This window comes from Legionella quateirensis (assembly GCF_001467955.1).
GTDB classification, from domain to species: Bacteria; Pseudomonadota; Gammaproteobacteria; order Legionellales; family Legionellaceae; genus Legionella; species Legionella quateirensis.
On record NZ_LNYR01000006.1, the window covers coordinates 302213 to 323819 of the forward strand.

A 21607-nucleotide genomic window follows, 5' to 3' on the forward strand; every position below is an offset into this window, starting at 1 on the left:
AATGGTATTATCATGATTAGTCCATGCTCAATGCTGACAACTCAATGGTGAATTATTGCTTACAAGAAAGGAGATGGTTAAAAAAGCCCTGAATTTACACTGTATCCAAGTCACTATAAAAACAACGTGTATTGAAGCAAAGCCTAATCCAATGCAAACCAGGAATTTAATAATGCAACCAATTCATCAATACCGTCTTTTTTCAGAGATGAAAAGGATTGAACAGAAATCAAATGATCAGCCAAATCATAATGCTTACGCACTTTAAGGACTGTATTTTTTACATCGCTACGACTTAATTTATCAGACTTAGTCAATAAAATATGTACAGGAAGCTGGCGATTCAAAGCCCAGTCTATCATCATTTGATCCAAATCCTTTAAGGGATGGCGTACATCCATTAACAGAATCAAACCTTTAAGACTCTCTCTGACCTCAAGATAGTGTGCCAGATTTTTTTGCCACTCCAACTTCACTTGCAGTGCTACTTTCGCATAGCCATAACCCGGCAAATCGACCAGTCGACGTTGTTCATCCAATGAAAATAAATTGATTAATTGTGTACGGCCTGGTGTTTTACTGGTTCTGGCAAGACTTTTTATACCGGTTAAACAATTTAAAGCACTGGATTTACCGGCATTTGATCGGCCTGCAAATGCGACTTCATAACCGATATCTTCAGGTAATTGGTCAACTCGGGCTGCACTTTTTAAAAATACTGCTTTAGAATATAAATTTACTAACATAGGATATAATTTCATTTTGGGATTTTGACCTAAGCAGTGTACCATTAAATGATTAATTTTTTATGAGATAGCGATGAAAAAATTAGCACTCACTCTAATTTTGTGCATCCCGGCAGTTATATATGCACAGGAAAATCCCCAAACAGGGCAGAATAAAGCTCAAGTGTGTGCTGCCTGTCACGGTCAACAAGGCATAAGTCCTACACCAGAATGGCCTAATCTTGCAGGTCAACATAAACAATATCTGGTAAAACAATTAAAAGACATGAAAGCAGGAACACTGCGTATCGCTCCTACCATGACTGCGATGATCGCCAATCTTAATGAACAAGATATGAATGACTTGGCATCATTCTATGCTAAAATGCCACTTGCTGAAGGGGCTACTCCTAAAAAATACCTGCAGCGAGGCGAACAAATTTATAGAGGCGGTGATTTTAATAAACACATCACGGCGTGTATTGCCTGCCATGGCCCCAAAGGCACAGGTAATGCCCAAGCTGGTTTTCCAGTCCTTTCTGGCCAGAAAGCAGCATACACAGTGATGCAGTTACAGGCATTTAAAGACGGTAAACGAACAAATGACTTAAACCATATCATGCGAGATATCAGTGACAGAATGACTCAGGATGATATGGAAGCAGTAGCCCATTATATTGAAGGTTTATACTAAGGAATTAAACATGCTAAAAAAATTAATCTGTATTCTGTTGTTGTTACCTGCTATGGCACTTGCAGCCGAATTTGTAGAAGGTAAGGATTACCAACTGGTCAGCAATCCTCAACAATCGGTCAATAAAGGCAAAACACCCGTGATTACCGAGTTTTTCAGCTATGGTTGCCCCTGGTGCTATAAAATTGATCCCTCAGTAAATGAGTGGGCAAGTAAAATGGGAGCCAACGTGCAACTGGATCGCGTTCCTGTAGTATTCAAACCCGATTGGGAATTATATGCCAAAGCATACTATACAGCTAAAACCTTAGCTTTATCTGAGAAATTAAGCCCTCAATTATTTAAAGCCATTCAGGAAGAGAAAAAACCTTTGTCATCAAAACAATCAATGATAGATTTTTTTGTAGCTCATGGTGTTGATAAAGAAATTGCCAAAAGTGCTTTTGAAAACTCGCCGACTATTGATATGCGTGTGCAAAATGGCATGACGTTAATGGCCGGTTATCAAATCAATGCCGTTCCTGCGTTTGTGATAAACAACAAATATAAAACCGATTTGCAAATGGCCGGTAGCCAGGAACGTTTATTTCAGATCCTCGATTACCTGGTCCGAAAATCAGCTTAAGCTATCCTGAACATTGCCCTATTTGTTTCCCTTATCAAAACTGCAGGATATGGGAAACAAACAAAGCACAGCAATCCCTGATAGGGGCTTACCTTTTACTCGCGTCCTTATAAACCCTTACCCGGATTTTCCAGACTTAAAATTCCAGTATTGAAATCATAGGCAAATATTTCAGCATATCGCCCCCAGTCAATCATTGTACGTAAAACACGATCCGCTTCTTTCTCACTCAAATAATCTTCCAACTTACTTAAAAAGCGCTCTTCAGAAACACGATGCCCTACTTTTTCATCTAAAACCCTGCGTATATAGCGGGCAAGGGGAACTTTTTCCAATAACCTTTGAGCAAATAGCTGCTTTCGTTCCTGCAAATCAGCCTCGGAAAACTGTTTCCCCAAATCACTGAGTTGTATGTCTCCTGCGGATACCTTGGCAAAACCAAGTATTTCCAAAGTTTCAAGAATGGGAAACAAATCATCAATATTCATCATGAGCTCATCAGCAAGTTCAGGTAAATCAATGCGTTCCTCAAATGATTTCATGGTTTCAATCAATCCTGACAATTCTGAAGGCTCAACATCAGGCAACCTGTAACCTAAACCAATCTGACGTTCTCTTTGCGCACGTTTAGCCTTTTCTTTGGGGCCCGTAGTCATTAAGGTATAAATCTTATCAACTAAAGCACGAAACTCCGGGGTTTCAGGATCTCGAGGTTGTGGTAAAGTCACCGGTAATTCAGCTCGAATATATCCAGGATCATTTCCAAAAATCACAATTCGGTCAGCAAGAGTAGCTGCTTCTTCGATATTATGGGTTACCAATAATATTCCATTAGTGTTGGTTTTCTTTTCTTTCCACAATTCCAGCAAGTCAGACTTTAGGTTTTCTGCAGTTAATACATCAAGTGCTGAAAACGGTTCATCCATTAACAAGACGTCAGGATTAATTACCAAAGCACGAGCAAAACCAACCCTTTGTCGCATCCCCCCAGACAGCTCTTTTGGAAATGCTGATTCAAAACCGTCAAGACCAATAATATCAATGGCTTCAATTGCTCTATGCCTACGCTCATCACGACTGATACCTTGTGCTTCAAGACCAAGTTCTACATTTTCCAGCACATTAAGCCAAGGCATAAGAGCAAAGGATTGAAATACCATGGCAATTCCTGCCACGGGTCTGGTAACCGGTTTCCCTCGATAAGTAACCGTTCCACTCGATGGGGCAACCAATCCGGCAATAATCCGTAGCAATGTGGATTTTCCCGAACCTGATTTTCCCAATAAAGCGACTATTTCACCTTCCTGTAATTTAAAATTAACGTCCTCAAGAACCAACAAATCCTGAGAAGAAGCCTTTTTAAAGGACTTCCTCAGATTTTCTATGGCAATAATGGTTTCAGACATAAGTGCCTCAATTAAAATTAAAACGCTCTTCAGCTAATCGATAAAGTGGACGCCATATCAGGTGATTAAAAGCCAAAACATAAACGCACATCATTGCAGTTCCCAGAGCAATTTTTGGAAAATCACCCGCAGTGGTACTGGCTTGAATGTATTCTCCCAGTCCAGTAGCTTTAAGAGTAATATTCCCCCAACTCACCAATTCAGCCACAATACTGGCGTTCCAAGCGCCCCCTGCAGCTGTGATTGCACCCGTGATATAGAATGGAAAAATACCGGGTAATGCCAATCTTTTCCACCAGTTCCATCCTTTCAGGCCAAAATTATCAGCAGCAAGATATAAGTCTCTGGGAATACTTGATGCTCCAGCAATCACATTAAATAATATATACCACTGAGTACCCAAAATCATGAGTGGAGTGACCCATATCTCTACACTTAAATGAAACTCAACTATTGCTATGACAAATAGCGGATAAAATAAATTGGCTGGGAAAGCGGCTACAAACTGTATTACAGGCTGTATCTTCTGAGCAATTCGCGGTCTCAAACCTATCCATACCCCGACGGGTATCCATATTAATGAACTTAATATAATTAATACGATCACCCTTGTACCTGTAGCAGCTCCAAGTATAAATACATGCAAAATATCGCTGACTTTCAGCTCAGCAAGAATAAATCTTAATAATAACCAGCCACCGCTCACTATAGATAACAGAACCAAGGCTCCCCATAGCCTATCCAGACGTTTCTGTCGTTTAAAATCAATTTCCTTGACTGCTTTAGGTTCACTGATTCGTAACCATCGGGCATTCACAAAGCCATCTACCAATATTCCAATACCTTTGGTGAATCGTTTCATCAATCGACTGCCGCGTATCAAGTCAATAAGCCAGGATTGATACTCGGATTCATCTGGTGATTGCTCCACTTTAAATTTTTCCGACCAGGCAATTAAAGGTCGGAATAAAATTTGATCGTATAAGAAAATAACAATCATCATCGTCAAAATTGCATAACCCACTGCATGTAAATCTTTCTGTGCAATAGCCAAGGCTATATACGACCCGATTCCAGGCAATCGAATGTTTTGATGCGCGACCGAAATGGCTTCGGATAAAACCACAAAGAACCAGCTTGCCGACATGGATATCATCATATTCCATAATAATCCGGACATGGAGAATGGAACCTCTACTTTCCAGAAACGCTGCCATGCCGAAAGCCGGAACATCGAGGACACTTCCTTTAAATCATGGGGCAAGGTTTTTAATGATTGATAGAAACCAAAAGTCATATTCCACACCTGAGCACAAAATATTGCAAAAATTGAAGCGCACTCAGGACCTAACAAACTATTGGGGAACAGGTGAATAAAGCCAGTAACCGTAATGGATAAAAAACTGAGTACGGGGATGGATTGTAATATATCAATAGCAGGAATAATTACTTGCTCTGCCCGACGATTTTTGGCAGCCAATGCACCTACTACAAAAGTAAATATAATTGAAAAAATTAACGCGATAAATAACCGCAAAACGGTGCGTAAGGCATAAAATGGAAGATTGGAAGGAGCCAGAGAAATAGGGATCTGATCGCCCAATTGATAAGGTGTGGCCATTTGTGACCCTGCCCAGCCTAAAAAAAACAAAACAGAAAAAATTAAAACCAGTAACAGGATATCCCAGCGATTAATAAATCGGCCGACTGTATCAGGATTAGCAAAATAAAAACGACTGTTACGCACCATGCCTTATATACCTCAACTTTCATCTGGACCGATTTATTTATACAAACCTGAATTCAGTATTTATTTTTATGCGATACCATATGGCACTTCTGGCAACTTAAACTATAAAACACAAGACAATTGCTACTACATAGCCTCAGACAGTTGCTACAACATGAATGATTGCATTAAAGTGAACCACAATCTTCAACTAAATTATTATGCGGTTTGATAAATTAAAGCACATGCCAACAGACTCTTGATGCAGGCTCTGAGCATCTGCTTTTTTCGAAATGTATCATGACAATAAAATACCATAAAACAGTCCTAACCGATACCAGGACGGTGGTTAAAAAGCTTGAGATTACGAGCTGCGAATAAATTCTGAACAAATATTGAACTTTATTGCAAACCCAGTGTCTAAGTATATGAGTATTCCCCCCCGAATACTCTGCCCCGCTTTCCCCTCTTTATGCGGGGTAGTGTCTGTTTTTATCCAACTCAGACACATAATTTTCCCCGGTACTTTAACCGGGGTTTTTTTTATATTAGACTTTCAATCACTTTTAATTGAACCATGAACAGACACCAGTTCCATGTTTCATCACAATTTTTAGGCCAGTCCTGGAAAATAGGACTACAATGAGGCTATAACATTATTGAGAATACAGCTATGAATAAACTAGTAACTCTTGCTGCAGGCATAGTATTGTTTTTTGCGGCACATGCAGGAATCGCAGCACCTGATAGAACTCAATTGGCTGTCTGGGCTAATGAAGCCATTGTTGCAACGTATACTTTTGATTATAAAAACTACCTGCAGCAGCAAAAAGAAATTGCCAAATATTTTACTTCTGATGGCTGGATAGCCTACACCAAAGCGTTAAATGACTCCAAATTACCGGAAGCGGTGCAAAAAAATTCATATGAAGTAACCGCAGTTGCAACACAACCACCTGTGTTGGCGACTCTGGATCCTACTCACTGGCAGGCGACCATGACCGTGCTAGTCGTTTATAAAAATCCACAATATCAGCAGCAGCAAAATTTAAAAGTTGTCTTAAGCTTCACCCAGGCACCTGCAGGCCAGGGAGTGAGAGGTTTTGCTGTAACCAGTTTGCAAGCACGGATTACAGAACCGCCATGTGAATGCAAAATCCCTGAAAACGAGAATTCTACCCAAAAATCCGATAAGCAATGAAGCCAATATGAAAAATAATTAAAGAGCCGATAAAAATCAGGATAAAATTTAATTTTACCGGGATAGTAACATCTAAAGCCGATTGCTCTGGATCATTAGGATTATAATAGACATCAATTTCAGAGTTTTCTTTAAATGCCATCGCTGCCTTATAAGCAACCAGACGGGAATATTTGGAATGTGGATTGTTATGTGAGGTATCTAAAAACAGATACTCGCCAATCAAATCCTTATCCTGGACCTGATAGGTGTATTCAATTTTAGGCCAAAGGCTATGACCAACCTTGGTCCAGTCACAACGGGTAATGTGGCCTTTAACTTTTAGCCAGGATTTTGATTGTACCAGAGCCGATCGGCTACACCAGAAATGCCTTAGAAGTAATAAAAGAAAACTCAACCAACCTAAATCCAGCACCCATCTCCCAGAAGTAAGCCAATTCATTATTAAAAATCCCTTAAATATACAGTATATAGCTATTTCTTCTAATAATGCGAAAAATCAAAAGCTAAATCTCGCAAAATTAATCGCAACGAGTATAATCACAAGCATCAAGGTGATAAATAAAGGATATGCAATGATTGCAAAAACCCCTCTTCATGCCACTCACCTGACAAGTGGCGCAAAAATGGTTGATTTTCACGGCTGGGATATGCCCCTGCACTACGGCTCACAACTCAACGAACATCATTTTGTCCGCAACGATGCAGGTATTTTTGACGTCTCACATATGACCATAGTTGATATTCTTGGTGCTGGTGGCCGTCAATTTTTGCGTAAATTACTGACCAACGATGTCGATCAATTACAGCATAATGGCAAAGCATTATACAGTTGTATGTGCAATGAACATGGCGGAATCATAGATGATTTAATCGTTTATCAACGCGCATCAGACAATTACCGAGTAGTACTCAACTCAGCAACACGCCAAAATGATATCAACTGGATTCGGCAGAAAAGTGAAGGATTTGCAGTTGGTTTACAAGAACGACGCGAATTAGCCATGATTGCTGTACAAGGCCCTAATGCCATAGCGAAAACCTTGACTATTCTCAGCCCGGCTCAAATCGATGCGGTATCAACCCTGACCAACTTTGAATGCGTGGATGTGGATAACTGGTTTTTTGCCCGCACAGGGTACACAGGAGAAGACGGATTTGAAATCATCGTTCCCAAGGAGCTTATAATCCAGCTATGGGAAGATTTAATAAAAGCCGGTGTAAAACCCTGTGGCCTTGCCTCAAGAGATACCTTGCGACTGGAAGCCGGAATGATGCTTTATGGACAAGATATGGATGAGACAACAACCCCTCTTGAATCAGGACTTGCCTGGACCGTCAAATGGGATCCACAAGATCGCGGCTTTATTGGTATGGGCGCCTTATTGTCCCAGAAGCAAGAAGGCGTTAAACGAAAAATGGTAGGACTCACTTTATTAGACAAAGGCATTATGCGTCATGGACAAAAAGTGATTATTGAAGGCTGTACTGATGGGGTAATTACCAGCGGCAGTTATTCTCCGACATTGGAACACTCGATTGCTCTGGCACGTGTTCCAGTAGAAACCGGCGACAGTGTAATGGTAGACATACGAGGTAAACTGGTTCCAGCAAAAGTAGGAAAACCGCGTTTTGTTAAACAAGGAAAGGCCATATAACTTAATTCCATTTAAATAAAAGCTCTATACATAAGGATAAAATAATGAATGATTTAAAATTCACAGCAACACATGAATGGTTAAAATCAGGTCAAGATGAAGTTACTGTAGGAATTACCGATCATGCACAACAATTACTTGGCGATATGGTGTTTGTTGAAATGCCTGAAATCGGTGATGAAGTCAGTGCAGGACAGGAGTTAGGCGTTGTTGAATCAGTAAAAGCCGCTTCAGATTTTTATGCGCCAATCAGTGGTGTTGTTACTGCAGTCAATGATGCGGTGGTTGAGAATCCTGCCATTGTTAACACGGATCCCTATATCGCTGGATGGCTGGTTAAGCTCAAACCCAGTAACCCAAAAGAAATTAATGAATTATTGAGTGCTGATCAATATCAAAACGAGATAGCTGAGGAAAATTAATCATGCCTTACATCCCACACACTCCTGAAGATACCAAAGAAATGTTGACGTCAATTGGCGTCAACGAGATCCAGGCATTATTTGATGAAATTCCTTCATCATTGCAATATGCTGGATTTCAAAACATGCCTTCCGGCATCAACGAAATGGATATGCTGAAAGAAGCTCAGCATTTAGCAAATAAAAACCGAAATGGTATCTGTTTTATTGGCGCAGGATGTTATGAGCATCACATCCCTGCTGCGGTGTGGGATATTGCTTCTCGTGGTGAATTTTTAACGGCATACACGCCTTATCAAGCTGAGGCCAGTCAAGGAACTTTGCAATTATTGTATGAATACCAAACGATGATCTGCGAATTAACCGGCATGGAAGTATCTAACGCCTCCATGTATGACGGCGCCACTGCTCTGGCTGAAGCCGTGCTTATGGCTGTCCGAGTCAACAAGCACAGCAAAACCAATAGAGTATTAATTGCAGGTACAGTACATCCCTTTTATCGCGAAACCATAGAAACGATTGTACGCAATCAACATATTGAAGTGATTACGCTTCCATTTGATGAGCAACAGGGAATCACTGCCATGTCAGTTCTGGAGCAATACTCTGGCGAAGACATTACGGCTCTGGTTATTGCTCAACCTAATTTCTTTGGATGTCTGGAACAAGTTGACAAACTCACAGACTGGGCCCATCACAACAAAACCATTAGCGTAGCCTGTGTCAATCCCGTTTCACTGGCCTTACTGAACCCTCCCGGTCATTGGGGAGCCCATGGGGTGGATATCGTTTGTGGCGAAGGACAACCCTTAGGATCACCTATGGCATCCGGTGGCCCATATTTTGGCTTTTTAAGTACCCGAATGGCTCACGTGCGTCAAATGCCCGGACGCTTAATCGGTTGCACCGTTGATAAAGAAGGTAAAACCGGTTTTAGCCTGACTTTACAGGCTCGTGAACAACACATACGCCGCGCCAAAGCCACTTCAAATATTTGCACAAATCAGGGCTTGCTAGTAACCGCCGCTACGATACACATGAGTTTACTTGGTGCTGAGGGACTAAGACAGGTTGCCAGTCAATGCCATCAGAATACTCATGAATTAGTTGAGGCACTGACACAAATTGATGGCGTCGAACACGTTTTTAAAGCTCCTTATTTCCATGAAGCTTTGCTCAAACTCAATCAACCAGTTGAAGAAGTGTTAAAGCAATTAGCTGATGCGGGTATTGCAGGAGGATATGCGCCTGGGACTCATTATCCCCAATTAAGCAATACTCTGCTGGTTTGCGCCACTGAGATGCGTACACAGGAAGATATCGCGAATTATACCCGGGCATTAAAAGCCATTATGACCAAGCGAGGTGCCTGATGTTTATAGTGCAATTAACGTATCTGACCCCTCTTAGTGAAGTAGATAAATATCTGCGAGCACATAGAGAATTTCTTGATTACCATTACAAACAAGGTCTTTTACTGTTTTCAGGCCCGATGAAGCCACGAACAGGGGGCATTATCATCGCTAACACCAATGATAGGGAATACCTTGAGTCACTATTTCAAAAAGACCCTTATTTTCTGGCTGAAATAGCTGAGTACAACTTTATTGAGTTCACTCCGATGATGTATCGAGACGAGTTCAAAGAACTTATTCAAAAAACGGAAGGCAAAATATGATGATTTTTGAATTATCCAAACACGGTCGACAATCTACCGCCCAGGCACCTAAGATTGCACACAGTACGTATGCGATCCCGGCTGAATTTCAACGTAAAACTCCGCCCAGAATGCCTGCCTGCTCTGAATTACAGGTAGTGAGACACTATACACGCCTGTCTCATAAGAATTTTTCTATTGATACCAATTTTTATCCTCTGGGTTCTTGTACCATGAAATACAACCCTCGAGGAGTTCATAAAGCGGCTTCTATTCCTGGATTTGCCAACCGTCATCCTTTGGCTTTGGAACAAGACAGTCAAGGATTCCTGGAGTCATTATACCGCTTACAGAACAATATTGCTGAAATTACGGGCATGGCAGGAGTTTCGCTGACTCCGATGGCTGGTTCGCAAGGTGAATTTGCCGGTGTAGCCATGATCAAGGCATACCATCAATCTCGGGGCGATACAGCACGTGATGAAATGCTGATCCCAGATGCAGCTCATGGAACAAATCCAGCATCTGCGGTCATGTGCGGTTTTAAAGTGATAGAAATTACTACTGGCGCTGACGGTGATATTGATCTGGAGGAGTTGAAAAGTAAAGTAGGCCCAAGAACAGCAGGGATCATGCTGACCAATCCCTCAACTCTGGGACTATTTATGCGTCAAATAAAGGAAATCGCTACTCTTGTGCATCAAGCGGGTGGTTTACTGTATTATGATGGCGCCAACCTTAATGCCATTCTGGGTAAAGTAAGACCTGGGGATATGGGTTTTGACGTAATGCACCTCAACTTACATAAAACTTTTGCAACTCCTCATGGAGGCGGAGGCCCGGGCGCAGGCCCAGTTGCCGTCAGCAAAAGGCTGGTTCCATTTATGCCTCTTCCCGTCGTGAAAACGACAGGCACAGAGTACCAATGGGCCACAAGACAGGATTACCCACAAAGCATTGGTCGTTTATCCTGCTTTATGGGCAATGCCAGTATTCTCCTGAGGGCATACTTCTATATGGTTGTATTAGGAAAAGAAGGTTTATTACGAGTTTCTGAATACGCCACGCTTAATGCCAATTATTTACTCAAAGAGTTAACCGCTGCGGGCTTTACTCCTGCATATCCAGGTAGAAGAGCGTCTCATGAATTTATTCTTACCTTAAATCCGGAGAAAAAAAGCTTCGGAATTTCTGCGATGGATTTGGCAAAAAGACTGTTGGATTACCGTTTTCATGCCCCCACCACCTATTTTCCTCTGCTAGTTCCAGAATGTCTCCTGATCGAGCCCACTGAGACCGAGAGCAAAGAAGAGTTGGATGGTTTCATTCACGCAATGAAAAACATCAGAGAAGAGGCAGCGAATAATCCCAACCTGCTTAAAGATGCGCCACATACCTTACCAGTCAAACGGCTTGATGATGTGAAAGCTGCTCGAGAATTGGATTTGAATTATTTTGCCAAGAAAAAATCTGATTCAAATATAGATTAATCCTGAATCCCGGGTACCAACTCCATGTGTAGCCGGGTAGCTCCTGAACGGTCCTCACTTTTTATACGACATCCTTGCAAATGAATGATGTTTGATCACCTCATCCGCCTGTCGGCACCTTCTCCCTGAGGGCGAAGGCCATTTTAGTGAGATCTCGATACCATTTGAAATGAAATATTGAGCTTTTTATCAAGAAAAACTAAGGCGAATTGGAAGGGTGAGAATCCATGCATCAAATTAGCACCTCACTGCGCTTGCTTAATGGATCCCCGCTTTCGCGAGGATGACGTTATTCTAGTCAGTGTGAATCAATTAAGCCCTGTAAAATGATTAAATAAATGCCAGGATTCCTCAACGCTTTCGCGAGGATGGCGAGCTTATAAAAAGTGCACATGAGGATTGATTTAATGGAGCATTCCGTTGGGGTTTATGCGGCTGAAGGTGACGTATTCATGTCATCGATGATCTGCGACATATCTTTAAGCTTATTGACTGAATCTGTATTTACCTTAAAGAAAAAAGCATTACTTTTTGAACAACTGTAATTAATAACAAATGCTAACCCCAATGTTGCGATTCCTATTGCCATATTGACAAAAATTTGTTTCCATCCACGATGCTCTTCCAAATGAGGTTTGGCTGCATTAATCTCTTTCGTACATTCTTCCTTGAACTGCTGATAATCTTGCCTCGTCTTTGAGGAAGATTGATAAAGATCAAATGCATCTTTTATTTTGGTATGTAGATTTTCAGCGATTAGTGCTTTGTCAGGATATTGTTCTTCCCTAAGCTGTTTACTTTTATTGCTTATTTTAAGCAATAGCTCCTGGAACTTGTTGTTATGGATTTGCGATAATCTGATCCGCTGTGCTTCTGCTGCCTGGTTTAATTCGCTTAATTTATCTTCTACCAAACGTTTAAATTCATTAACTATCACTTGATCCAGTTTAACAAAATCACTCTCTATATTTTTAAAAGCTGCACTCTGTTGATTGAGATTCGTTACTTCTTGCTTTAAATAATGATTAATCTCTTCATAAGTTGTACATTGAGTAAAACTAAGGCCATTTTGTTGTACTGAATGGATAATACTTCTAACTTCAGCAGGAGCTTGAGACAACTTTTGTTGTAATGTTATTCTGACTTTAATGTCACAATGTGACATATACTTTTTAGGATCCTGAAGCATTTTCACAAATTCTGCTTGTACCGCATCACGTTCCTTTTTAGTCAATCCTGCCCCTTTAACTTTTATATTCTGAGCGATATCTGTTATAAGCACTGTATTAAAAACCGCTTCGAGAGCACATATAGGAATATTCAACTCGTCAACTGAATGAGCTTTAAAAAACTTCTCAAGTTCCAGATCAAAGAATGGATACACATCATATTGTCCCAAGAGTCTATTGGTATCAAATCGCGCAGATACAAAAGAATTAAAGCCAAAACTGTCTTTAGGTCCACGTTTAATCGTGTTGGGTGGTACATTGTTAGAGAGTAAATAGTCTTCTATTTTTTGTGATAAGCGAATCATATCCGCAGCTGAAGAATATTTATCAAAATAAACCGTGAGTTGATCGGTATAAAAAAAACGAGCGTGAACACGACTGGAGGGATCAATTATTTTAAAGCTAAAGCTTAGGTTATTGTCAGGTGACTCCGTTTCTTGAATTAATAAATGGATTAACCCCAGAATAATTGCTTCATCCATTTCAGCGATTTTATTAAGGTTCAGGTGTAATTTTAATGCACCATACGGGTTCCAGTTGCGCTCTCCATTGAATCCATTCGCCCACAATTTCCTGTTCATCAAATCTATCAGTTCTTTTTGTTTTCTAAGATTTGTATGGTAATCAGTAAAAATACCCGGTTTATCAAGTTCCGGTTTATAGTGTTTTTTTAATTCGATTGTTTTGCTGTTTGAGGACTCAATTATATAAAAAACAGTACCTAACATAGGTGAGCATGTTACATTTTCTTGAAGAGCATTAACTCTTTTCATTAATTCTTCACCAGAAAATTCTTTAAATTTCATAAATCTATTATTCCTATTTAAATACTACTCACAGCACTTTGGGCAATTTTAGCCCAAGGTGTTTTGTTTGTAAATAAAATGGAGGGCCTCTAACAAAAGACGGTACAGATAACAAGTATGAATCATCGAGTGATTGTATTATCACCATGTTGATGTACAATGACTCAAAATTTGAACTTGAGATGAATAAAATGTTCCTAAAAGCATTTATTTTTGGCGCGGAAGGCGTAGGTAAAACAGAATTATGTAAAAAATTGACTAAACCTCAATATACCAATAAGCCACATCAAAAATACAGCCGTACGATTGGTCCAGATTTTAATACGATTGAGATTCCTGATATTGAAGGAATTAAAAAAGTTCAGCTTAACATATGGGAAACGTCTGGAAATCCGAAACTCAAAAACAACACCCCATTTTTTCTCCCTGGCTCGAATTTTGGTCTTTTTTGTATTGATTTATCCAAACCTGTTGATCAACAAATAATCAAGGAACTTAATGATGACCTGGCTACGTTCCGGGAAGCAAATCCTGCTGCGTTGTTAATTTTAGTAGGAACCAAAAGAGATGAAGCGTTACCCAATGCGCTTGAAAATGCAAAACAGCAGTTTGAACAAATTCCCTTTATATCAGCTGTATCGACCTCTGCAAGGGAAACAAATGGTGCACTGGAATTGGTTAAGGTTATTACTTTAGAAACGCCTAAAATAGCGCAACAAAAGCAAGAGGAAGAATTAAAGAAAGCACAGGAGCTAATCAACGACGTCGAACAAAGGAAAACCATCCTGCATGCTCGAAATCGATGCACTGAAGATTCTGATGTGTATCGTGCCCTGGATAAATTAAATCTTGAAGCCAAAGATTTATCCCCTGAAACAATCAAAGCATTGGGAATTGAAACAAATAGCCTGCTTGATAAACTTGAAGATCCAACCATTGATGATAAAGAACCCTGTTTTAAAACATTCATCGCTAATTGTAATAGAGCAGTTAAAGGGACTCATTACGAACTTAAAAGTGCGTTATTGACTCTTGTTTACGCAGCGGCTGTTACGGTTATTGCCGCTGTGATCGGCTTCGGTATCGGTTTTGCTTTAGGATCATGGTCTGGACCCGGTGCGTTTTTTACCGGTTTAGCGGCAGGCAGTGCCAGCGCCGTTTCCGTTGCTGTTGGTTCTTCATTATCCGGCGCAGGAACGCTTATTTATTCTGCTCATCATTTTTTTAAAACTACTCCGGTATTAAGCTCAATTAATCAAGTTGCAGAACATGCGAATGACAAAGACCTTAATCAGTTTAATAACAGAAATCTAGTCGACTAAACAAAGCTCATGACTTTCAGAACAGGCCAGATGTGACATCCCAGCAATTCAGCTAAAAACCTCGTCCACAAGGATGAGGTTACTATTCTCAAGACTGCTCTGAACCAGTAAAAAAAGTTGAAGGCTTCCAAAGAATAGGGCGATAGAATAAACTTGGTGCATTTTCGACTCATTCAGGATAGTACTAATGCGTAATAATTACTTGTTTAGTCCATTATCAGCGTTAAAGGAAACCCTGTTTCATGATACAGACGCAATTAATCCGAAACATGTACTCAGTGTATTTATCCTGGGATTCTCATTAATTTATATCCTGATCCCCTTTTTGGGATACCAATCCATCTTACCTGACTCCGCGCAAAACATCAGTTGGGGACACGCCTGGGCTTGGAGCTATAATCGTCATCCGCCTCTTGGCACCTGGCTCATCAGCTTCATGAGTATTATCTGCGTCAATAATGAAATGGCAACCTTTTGTGCCAGTGTCTTATGTTTATCAACAAGTTTGCTCTTTATTTACTTATTATCAAAACGCTATCTGGGTTCTCATGATGCTTTTGTCGCATGCGTTGTTTCTTCTTTTTGCTTGTATTATCAGACTAATTTCGTCCTGCAGTTTAATCAAAACTCCATCATGCTCCCTTTTTGGATCATGATATGTTACTTTCTGGATAGCTGCATCCATACAAATCGCCTACAGGACTGGATTTTTTTAGCGATAGTAACTGCAGGAGCAGTATTGGCTAAATACGAATCCCTGTTAATCATCTTTATCGCACTGGTCTACCTGCTATGGCATTTTGAATATAAATTTTTGTTCAAATTGTTAATGGCTTTTGGATTATCGTTATTGTTACTCACACCGCATCTGATTTCTGTAATCCAACATGGTTTTTTAACCTTGGAGTTTATCCATGGCAAAGTCAGTGAGGATCCAGGCAATTATACGCAACACCCCCATTTAACTTATCCCATTAAAGCATTACGTGAGCAACTGGGTCACATAGCGCCTGCATTAGCAATACTCATCCTGTTGATTAAAACCAAGCGGATTAATCCCGCAATTCGTGAAACAAACAAGGTTAAATGGAATTATTTAGTCTATCTGGGAATAGCCCCTTTATGTTTGGTCATTCTACTGTCCCTTATTTTTGGCTTGAAAATTCAGCCGGAATGGGGCTTTCCACTCTTTTCGTTCACCGTGCCAGCAATAATGTCCTATTTTCAATTAAAAAGCAGAACAGCACTTTTAAAACCGCTGCTTTTTATGGCGTTATTAATTCATTCAGGCGGGCTGGGAATCTATATGGCCGCTAACTATTTTTCACTCAAATATGCTCGAACCAACAATCCCAGTTATATGCTGGCTCAGGAAGCACAGAGCTATTGGAATCAATTTACCAACAAGCCGCTGAACTATGTAGCTGGTGATGAGAATTACGATTATTACCTTGCCGCGTACCTGCCCAACAGACCAAAATTGCTTGAAGCTTATTCGTTTCGACTCAGTCCATGGCTGGAGCAAGAGGAACTAAAAAGACAGGGGTTTATGATGGTTATTGATGGATGCAACCCAACCAGAAATTCACAACTAAAAGAGCGCTATTTAGCCCAGGATTTTAAGTGCGTCGAAGTGCCCTTGAGTAATAAATACCGGCAACAATTTAAAACGTTGACTTTAATGGTAGTGCCGCCGGCCCCTCTCACCTGAGGTATCTCTCATAAATCTAGTGAAGATAATCATTAATGTCCGTCTTCACTTCCTTCGCAAAGACAGGTATTTATCGGATCATTAAAGCCGAAGTTAATACATGTTCAGCATTATAAATTATGCGTAGATATCTCAACCTTCTCACGGTCTGAACAATTGATGGATTTTCCGTTCCATAAATAAAACAGAACAGTAGTTACTTCAAACCTAATTCAACTAATCGCTCATATAAGTAGCGTTTTGCGGTTATATCTGACGATAAAAGAACATCAGGGTTTGGATGTAAAAAAAATGGCATGGATAATCTGGCCGCATTACCGTTATCTGGATTCACTACTCGATGAGTGGTTGAACGATAATAATGATGGGTGGCCAAATCCAGCATGTCCCCATTATTAACCACAATGCTTTCTTTAGAACAGGGCACTTCGTGCCAATTACCTTGATTATCTTTTACCTGTAATCCTGAGCTGGTTGCTCCAACTAGCAAAGTAATCAAATTAATATCCTCATGAGCCGCAGCTCGGACAGCACCAACAGGCTCATTGCCCGATAATGGAGGATAATGCAATATACGCAGCATGGTCAGGTCACTGTGTTTTATCATTGCTGATAATGGCATGGATAAGGTACTGGCAATAGTGAAGGGTAGTTCCTCTTCCAGCCAGGATAACAAAGTGGAAGCCAATTGTGTCAATTGCTGGTATAGTTTTCGGGTATTAGTACCCATAGTTTCAGGATATTGTCCCCATGGATAATATTGATAAAACTCTTTCAAATCCTTTAATTCCGCACCTTTCGCTTTCTCAGAAATCGAGGAGGGGAAATATCCATCCTGGGTTTCAACAACAAACTGATATTTATATTTGTCATCACCTTTAAAAAAGGTCATCCATTCCTGATAGATTTCGTTAATCAATTGGATGTCTATTGGGTGATTATCCAGAACAGCAAACCCGGTGTGGTGCAATGATGAGGCAAGTTGGCCTTTGGCATCAGATTGTTCAAAATCAATTTTTAATACATTCATAACATCCCTATTAATTATGTATCACTGTAATTAAAAGTACTATTAATTCATCCTCAAAACAATATCAGTCACCAGGAATGCATCCTGGATTTTCTAGACGCTCATTACTTGGTCATCTTGATATTTTCACGATAACCTGATGAAAAACAATTGATTTTATTAATAAAAAGTCTTTGCTATTGAAAAAAAATAAGTTATAACACTCTTACCTGGTTCATGGATTGACGAGGTATTGATGTTGGGTCAGCTAGTCGACAAGGCAGTGCTGGATTAACTATTTTTTCATGGAGTGAGAAAATGAACAGTAAAGTGTTTTCACAACGCTTTAATCGAGAATTGGCTGCACTGGGATTTCCAGAAGAGTTAGCTGAAAAGACCAAAGCAGTTGCAAAAGTATTTGGAGTCACCCGTCATTTGGCAAACTCAATGATATTTGGTCATGTACTTCCAGATAAAGAACAGCTAGATAAAATCGCAGAAATCCTGGAAGTATGCCCACAATGGTTAGGTGGAGCAACGGATAGGAAAAAAGCCTACCCAGGACGTGAGACAGCAGATAGCGTGTAATAATTTTTAAATTATTGTATACTTAGCCATAATAAATGGCGTTTGCCTCAAATTGATTGTTCTGCAAACGCCTTATCAATTTGCGGATTATCATTACCATGGAATGCTTAAGCTTTTGCGTTGCCAAATCGATTGACTTAGCACGTTTAGACAACCACTTCAAAAATTTATCTACTGAATACAATTCAGTTAAAACTCGAGATGTACTCAAGCTGAATCCTCGTAATAATAAAGATCACACCGTTTTTATTTTTAAAAACGGTACGGTAGTCTCATGGGGAATCAAGCGATATGAGATTAATGACTATCTTAATACCATTAAACTGCTGATTGATAAGCCTGTAGCTATATTGGTTCACGATGAATTCCATTATCAAATAAGCAACAAGACAGCAATCGAGCCTCATGATTTTTTTGATGTGGACTGTTTGACTATGGAAGATGACAGCGATGAGCTGAAGCTCAGTTTGTCCTACGGCTTTTCCCAATCGGTGAAATTACAATATTTTGAAACCATCATTGAAGCTCTGATAGAAAAATACAATCCCATGATTCAAAGCTTGTCTCACGAAGGTGAAATGCCTATCAGCCGGAAACAAATCCAGCAGGTCATAGGAGAGATTTTAGGAGCCAAGAGTGAGTTGAATTTAATCAGTAATTTTCTCTATCATCCAAAATATTTTTGGCAACATCCGACTCTCGAAGAGCATTTCACCATGCTTGAGCGTTATTTACATATTCAAAGAAGAGTTAATGCAATAAATCATAGGCTGGATACGCTTAATGAAATTTTTGATATGTTTAATGGTTATCTGGAAAACCGTCATGGGCATAATCTGGAAATTATAATTATTGTATTAATCGCGATAGAAATAATCCTGTTGATATCAAACTTCCATTTTTAATTTGAAACGTTAACACATCGTTTTTTATATAGGCTACAGAAAGGCTCACGTCAGTCTGTGGCATAGGCTCATCGGTATAGACACAACAGTTAAGTTGCAAATCACCCCTGTATTTGTGTAGCATTAAATTTTCCTACCAATCAATCCCCAGATGAATACTTCAAAATCCAATTATCTTAATGGAACTACCCTTAGAACTGAAATTCTGGCAGGAATGACCACATTTCTTACCATGGTGTATATTGCCTTCGTTAATCCCTCCATTTTGCATGATGCGGGCATGGATCAAGGTGCTGTATTTACCGCTACCTGTTTGGTCACTGCCTTTGCCTGCGCACTAACCGGGTTAATAGCCAATACGCCCATTGGCGTCGCCCCGGGTATGGCATTAAATATTTATTTTTCTTATAGCGTCGTTCAGGGAATGGGGATTGACTGGCAGCATGCTTTGGCTATGGTGTTCATCTCTGGACTGCTGTTTCTTTTAGTCACCTTGACTGGCCTGCGTCGACTGTTAATTGAAGCAATCCCTTACAATTTACAAATTGCGATTTTAATTGGTATTAGCTTATTAATCGCGTTAATTGCCTTACAAACCAATCAGATTGTCATTGATGATCCTCACAGTTTAATGCGTCTTGGAAATCTCAACCATCCGGAAATCGGCTTGTTTTTCTTAGGATTTTTGCTGATATTAGCTCTTGATTATTATCGCATACCCGGTGCGATTATAATCGGCATTCTGAGTATCGCTGCTTTGAGCCTGATTCTTGGATTAACTTCCTGGCAAGGATTGGTTGCCTTACCGCCCTCTATGGAGCCCACCTTTTTAAAACTGGATTTTTCTGGCCTTACCAGTGTGACCGCATTAAAGGCAATCTTTACCTTTTTCCTGATCGCCATATTTGATGCCACTGGAACATTAATAGGACTGCTTAATCCTACTGTATTCAAAGAGGAAGAGGATTATCCCAAGCGTTTAAGTTACAGTTTAACCGCGGATGCTGCTGCGTCTTCTTTAGCAGGTCTTTTAGGTTCAGCCAGTACCTCACCGTACATAGAATCAGCTACCGGAATTGAAGCAGGAGGAAGAACGGGGATCACCGCATTGGTCATCGCAGTTGGATTTATCTTAATGCTCTTCTTTTTTCCTTTGGCCAGAATGATTCCCAGTTTCGCTGTAGGACCAGCCTTATTATATGTAGCATGCTGTATGATGAAGCATTTAACTGATATGAAATTACCCGATATCAGTGAAACCGCACCTTGCATGTTAACGATTATGATGATTCCCTTCACTGGATCCATTGCAAATGGTATTGGAGGAGGAATCATCCTTTATAGTTTACTCAAACTGTTAACCCGACAAAAACAAAGCCCCTTGGTCCTCGTTTTAAGCCTGATTTTCGTGGTGTTTTTTGTTATTAGTTAACTGATCATGTCTTAATAAATCCGGGAAACGTTATCTCTGAGATCGAGAAGACGTCAACCGGATTTTTAAACGGTTTTACTCATTGCCCAAGGAACAAGAGCAGCGCTTTTTGCACGTGCAAACGATTCTCGCTTTGTGCAAATATGATGGAACAGGAATGGTCCGGTAATGAATCAGTAACCTCTTTTCCACGCTCCATGGGCATGCAGTGCATAAACACAGCTCCGGAATTTGCCTGAGCCATCAAAGCTTCATTCACTTGAAATCCTGTAAAACAGTCCTCATTATCCTGATTAACAAAACCCATACTGGTCCATACATCGGTATACACTGCATCAACATGGCGAACCGCCTCCTCTGGTGTGGAATAGCACGTAATCATCGATTCTAAAGACGACGTGCACTGGTTCAGTATCTCTTCTCTTGGCTGATGAGATTCAGGGCAGCAATAATTAATTTTAACCCCCACCAAAGGAGCCATTAACAATAAACTATGGAGCACATTGTTGCCGTCACCAATATAAGCGATCGTTAACCCGTCCAGGGTACCAAAATGCTCTTGCAGTGATAACAAATCAGCCAGCACCTGACATGGATGATACAAGGCCGATAAACCATTGATAATGGGTACTTTGGAGTAATTCACCATCTCAGTCAGCACTGTGTCATCATGAGTCCTTACCATGACAAAATCACAATAGCCATTCAATACACGAATCAAGTCACGAGGTTCTTCATGTTTTCGTGAATTACTGATACTTTCAATCGCTGTTCCTCCCATATTTTCCATTGCCAGAGTAAAGCTCAATCGAGTCCTGAATGACGGTTTTTCAAAAATCATGACCAAATTTTTGCCCAACAGTGTATTTGAAAATTCAAGAGGATTTTTTTTAATCCTGCTAGCACTATCCAATAATAACCGAATATCCTGACCATCTAACTCCATTCCTGTTACGACATGTTTTAATTGAACTGAATCCACTTGTTGCGGATTCAAA

20 protein-coding genes are annotated in these 21607 nt (G+C 40.2%); 13 read left to right on the top strand and 7 right to left on the bottom strand.

The genetic code is table 11. The features are described 5' to 3' along the window. Positions 1–143: 143 nt before the first annotated feature. Complete coding sequence (yihA, locus tag Lqua_RS03760; RefSeq protein ID WP_058472934.1) at positions 144–746, bottom strand: ribosome biogenesis GTP-binding protein YihA/YsxC; 603 nt, start codon at positions 744–746, stop codon at positions 144–146. Between the two features lie 73 nt (positions 747–819). Between yihA and Lqua_RS03765 the strand changes: the two genes are divergently transcribed. Together Lqua_RS03765 and Lqua_RS03770 are read left to right on the top strand one after the other, a co-directional pair. Then, positions 820–1419 carry a c-type cytochrome gene (locus Lqua_RS03765; protein ID WP_058472935.1) on the top strand — a complete coding sequence of 200 codons (600 nt, stop codon included), beginning with the start codon at positions 820–822 and terminating at the stop codon, positions 1417–1419. A gap of 10 nt (positions 1420–1429) precedes the next feature. After that, positions 1430–2044 (top strand): thiol:disulfide interchange protein DsbA/DsbL, encoded by a 615-nt coding sequence (locus Lqua_RS03770; protein ID WP_058472936.1) that lies wholly within the window; start codon positions 1430–1432, stop codon positions 2042–2044. Positions 2045–2151: 107 nt separating this feature from the next. Here Lqua_RS03770 and Lqua_RS03775 read toward each other — a convergent pair whose 3' ends face one another. Next, positions 2152–3450: an ABC transporter ATP-binding protein gene (locus Lqua_RS03775; RefSeq protein WP_058472937.1), complete on the bottom strand. Its 1299-nt coding sequence runs from the start codon at positions 3448–3450 to the stop codon at positions 2152–2154. A 7-nt stretch (positions 3451–3457) separates the two neighbouring features. After that, positions 3458–5197, bottom strand: coding sequence for an ABC transporter permease (locus Lqua_RS03780; protein ID WP_115148802.1), 1740 nt, complete (start codon positions 5195–5197; stop codon positions 3458–3460). 655 nt (positions 5198–5852) lie between these two features. Between Lqua_RS03780 and Lqua_RS03790 the strand changes: the two genes are divergently transcribed. Next, positions 5853–6380 carry a DotI/IcmL family type IV secretion protein gene (locus Lqua_RS03790; protein WP_058472940.1) on the top strand — a complete coding sequence of 176 codons (528 nt, stop codon included), beginning with the start codon at positions 5853–5855 and terminating at the stop codon, positions 6378–6380. On the opposite strand, the gene Lqua_RS03795 is transcribed toward Lqua_RS03790, so the two are convergent. Beyond that, positions 6355–6822 (bottom strand): DUF3592 domain-containing protein, encoded by a 468-nt coding sequence (locus Lqua_RS03795; RefSeq protein ID WP_058472941.1) that lies wholly within the window; start codon positions 6820–6822, stop codon positions 6355–6357. The two genes, Lqua_RS03790 and Lqua_RS03795, sit on opposite strands and share 26 nt — an antisense overlap. Positions 6823–6955: 133 nt before the next feature. On the opposite strand from Lqua_RS03795, the gene gcvT reads away from it, so the two are divergent. The 5 genes from gcvT to gcvPB are packed head-to-tail and all read left to right on the top strand — an operon-like array spanning position 6956 to position 11607. Further along, positions 6956–8038 (top strand): glycine cleavage system aminomethyltransferase GcvT, encoded by a 1083-nt coding sequence (gcvT, locus tag Lqua_RS03800; protein ID WP_058472942.1) that lies wholly within the window; start codon positions 6956–6958, stop codon positions 8036–8038. A 44-nt stretch (positions 8039–8082) separates the two neighbouring features. After that, the gene (gene gcvH, locus Lqua_RS03805; protein WP_058472943.1) at positions 8083–8460 is read left to right on the top strand and encodes a glycine cleavage system protein GcvH; all 378 of its coding nucleotides are present in this window, start codon (positions 8083–8085) and stop codon (positions 8458–8460) included. A gap of 2 nt (positions 8461–8462) precedes the next feature. Further along, positions 8463–9833 (top strand): aminomethyl-transferring glycine dehydrogenase subunit GcvPA, encoded by a 1371-nt coding sequence (gene gcvPA / locus Lqua_RS03810; protein ID WP_058472944.1) that lies wholly within the window; start codon positions 8463–8465, stop codon positions 9831–9833. Further along, positions 9833–10138, top strand: a complete 306-nt coding sequence (locus tag Lqua_RS03815; RefSeq protein WP_058472945.1) for a YciI family protein — start codon at positions 9833–9835, stop codon at positions 10136–10138. Before gcvPA ends, Lqua_RS03815 begins: the two co-directional genes overlap by 1 nt. Further along, a complete protein-coding gene (gene gcvPB / locus Lqua_RS03820; RefSeq protein WP_058472946.1) occupies positions 10135–11607 on the top strand; it encodes an aminomethyl-transferring glycine dehydrogenase subunit GcvPB in 1473 nt (490 codons plus the stop codon). The genes Lqua_RS03815 and gcvPB overlap by 4 nt, the downstream gene beginning before the upstream one ends. Positions 11608–12034: 427 nt before the next feature. Here gcvPB and Lqua_RS03825 read toward each other — a convergent pair whose 3' ends face one another. Continuing rightward, entirely contained in the window at positions 12035–13642 is a 1608-nt protein-coding gene (locus Lqua_RS03825; protein ID WP_058472947.1) for a hypothetical protein, read from the bottom strand. Between the two features lie 182 nt (positions 13643–13824). Between Lqua_RS03825 and Lqua_RS03830 the strand changes: the two genes are divergently transcribed. Both Lqua_RS03830 and Lqua_RS03835 read left to right on the top strand, forming a co-directional pair. Beyond that, on the top strand, positions 13825–14964 hold the full coding sequence (locus tag Lqua_RS03830; RefSeq protein ID WP_162264382.1) for a Rab family GTPase: 1140 nt from the start codon (positions 13825–13827) through the stop codon (positions 14962–14964). Positions 14965–15151: 187 nt separating this feature from the next. Beyond that, on the top strand, positions 15152–16675 hold the full coding sequence (locus tag Lqua_RS03835; protein WP_058472949.1) for a glycosyltransferase family 39 protein: 1524 nt from the start codon (positions 15152–15154) through the stop codon (positions 16673–16675). 196 nt (positions 16676–16871) lie between these two features. Here Lqua_RS03835 and Lqua_RS03840 read toward each other — a convergent pair whose 3' ends face one another. Beyond that, positions 16872–17705 carry an isopenicillin N synthase family dioxygenase gene (locus tag Lqua_RS03840; RefSeq protein ID WP_058472950.1) on the bottom strand — a complete coding sequence of 278 codons (834 nt, stop codon included), beginning with the start codon at positions 17703–17705 and terminating at the stop codon, positions 16872–16874. Positions 17706–18002: 297 nt separating this feature from the next. Between Lqua_RS03840 and Lqua_RS03845 the strand changes: the two genes are divergently transcribed. From Lqua_RS03845 to Lqua_RS03855, 3 genes are all read left to right on the top strand, one after another. After that, positions 18003–18272 (top strand): hypothetical protein, encoded by a 270-nt coding sequence (locus tag Lqua_RS03845; protein ID WP_058472951.1) that lies wholly within the window; start codon positions 18003–18005, stop codon positions 18270–18272. 98 nt (positions 18273–18370) lie between these two features. Then, a complete protein-coding gene (locus Lqua_RS03850) occupies positions 18371–19177 on the top strand; it encodes an RMD1 family protein (protein ID WP_058472952.1) in 807 nt (268 codons plus the stop codon). A gap of 151 nt (positions 19178–19328) precedes the next feature. After that, a complete protein-coding gene (locus Lqua_RS03855; RefSeq protein WP_058472953.1) occupies positions 19329–20609 on the top strand; it encodes an NCS2 family permease in 1281 nt (426 codons plus the stop codon). A 79-nt stretch (positions 20610–20688) separates the two neighbouring features. Here Lqua_RS03855 and argF read toward each other — a convergent pair whose 3' ends face one another. Next, the gene (gene argF / locus Lqua_RS19080) at positions 20689–21591 is read right to left on the bottom strand and encodes an ornithine carbamoyltransferase (RefSeq protein ID WP_274519350.1); all 903 of its coding nucleotides are present in this window, start codon (positions 21589–21591) and stop codon (positions 20689–20691) included. Between the last annotated feature and the right edge of the window lie 16 nt (positions 21592–21607).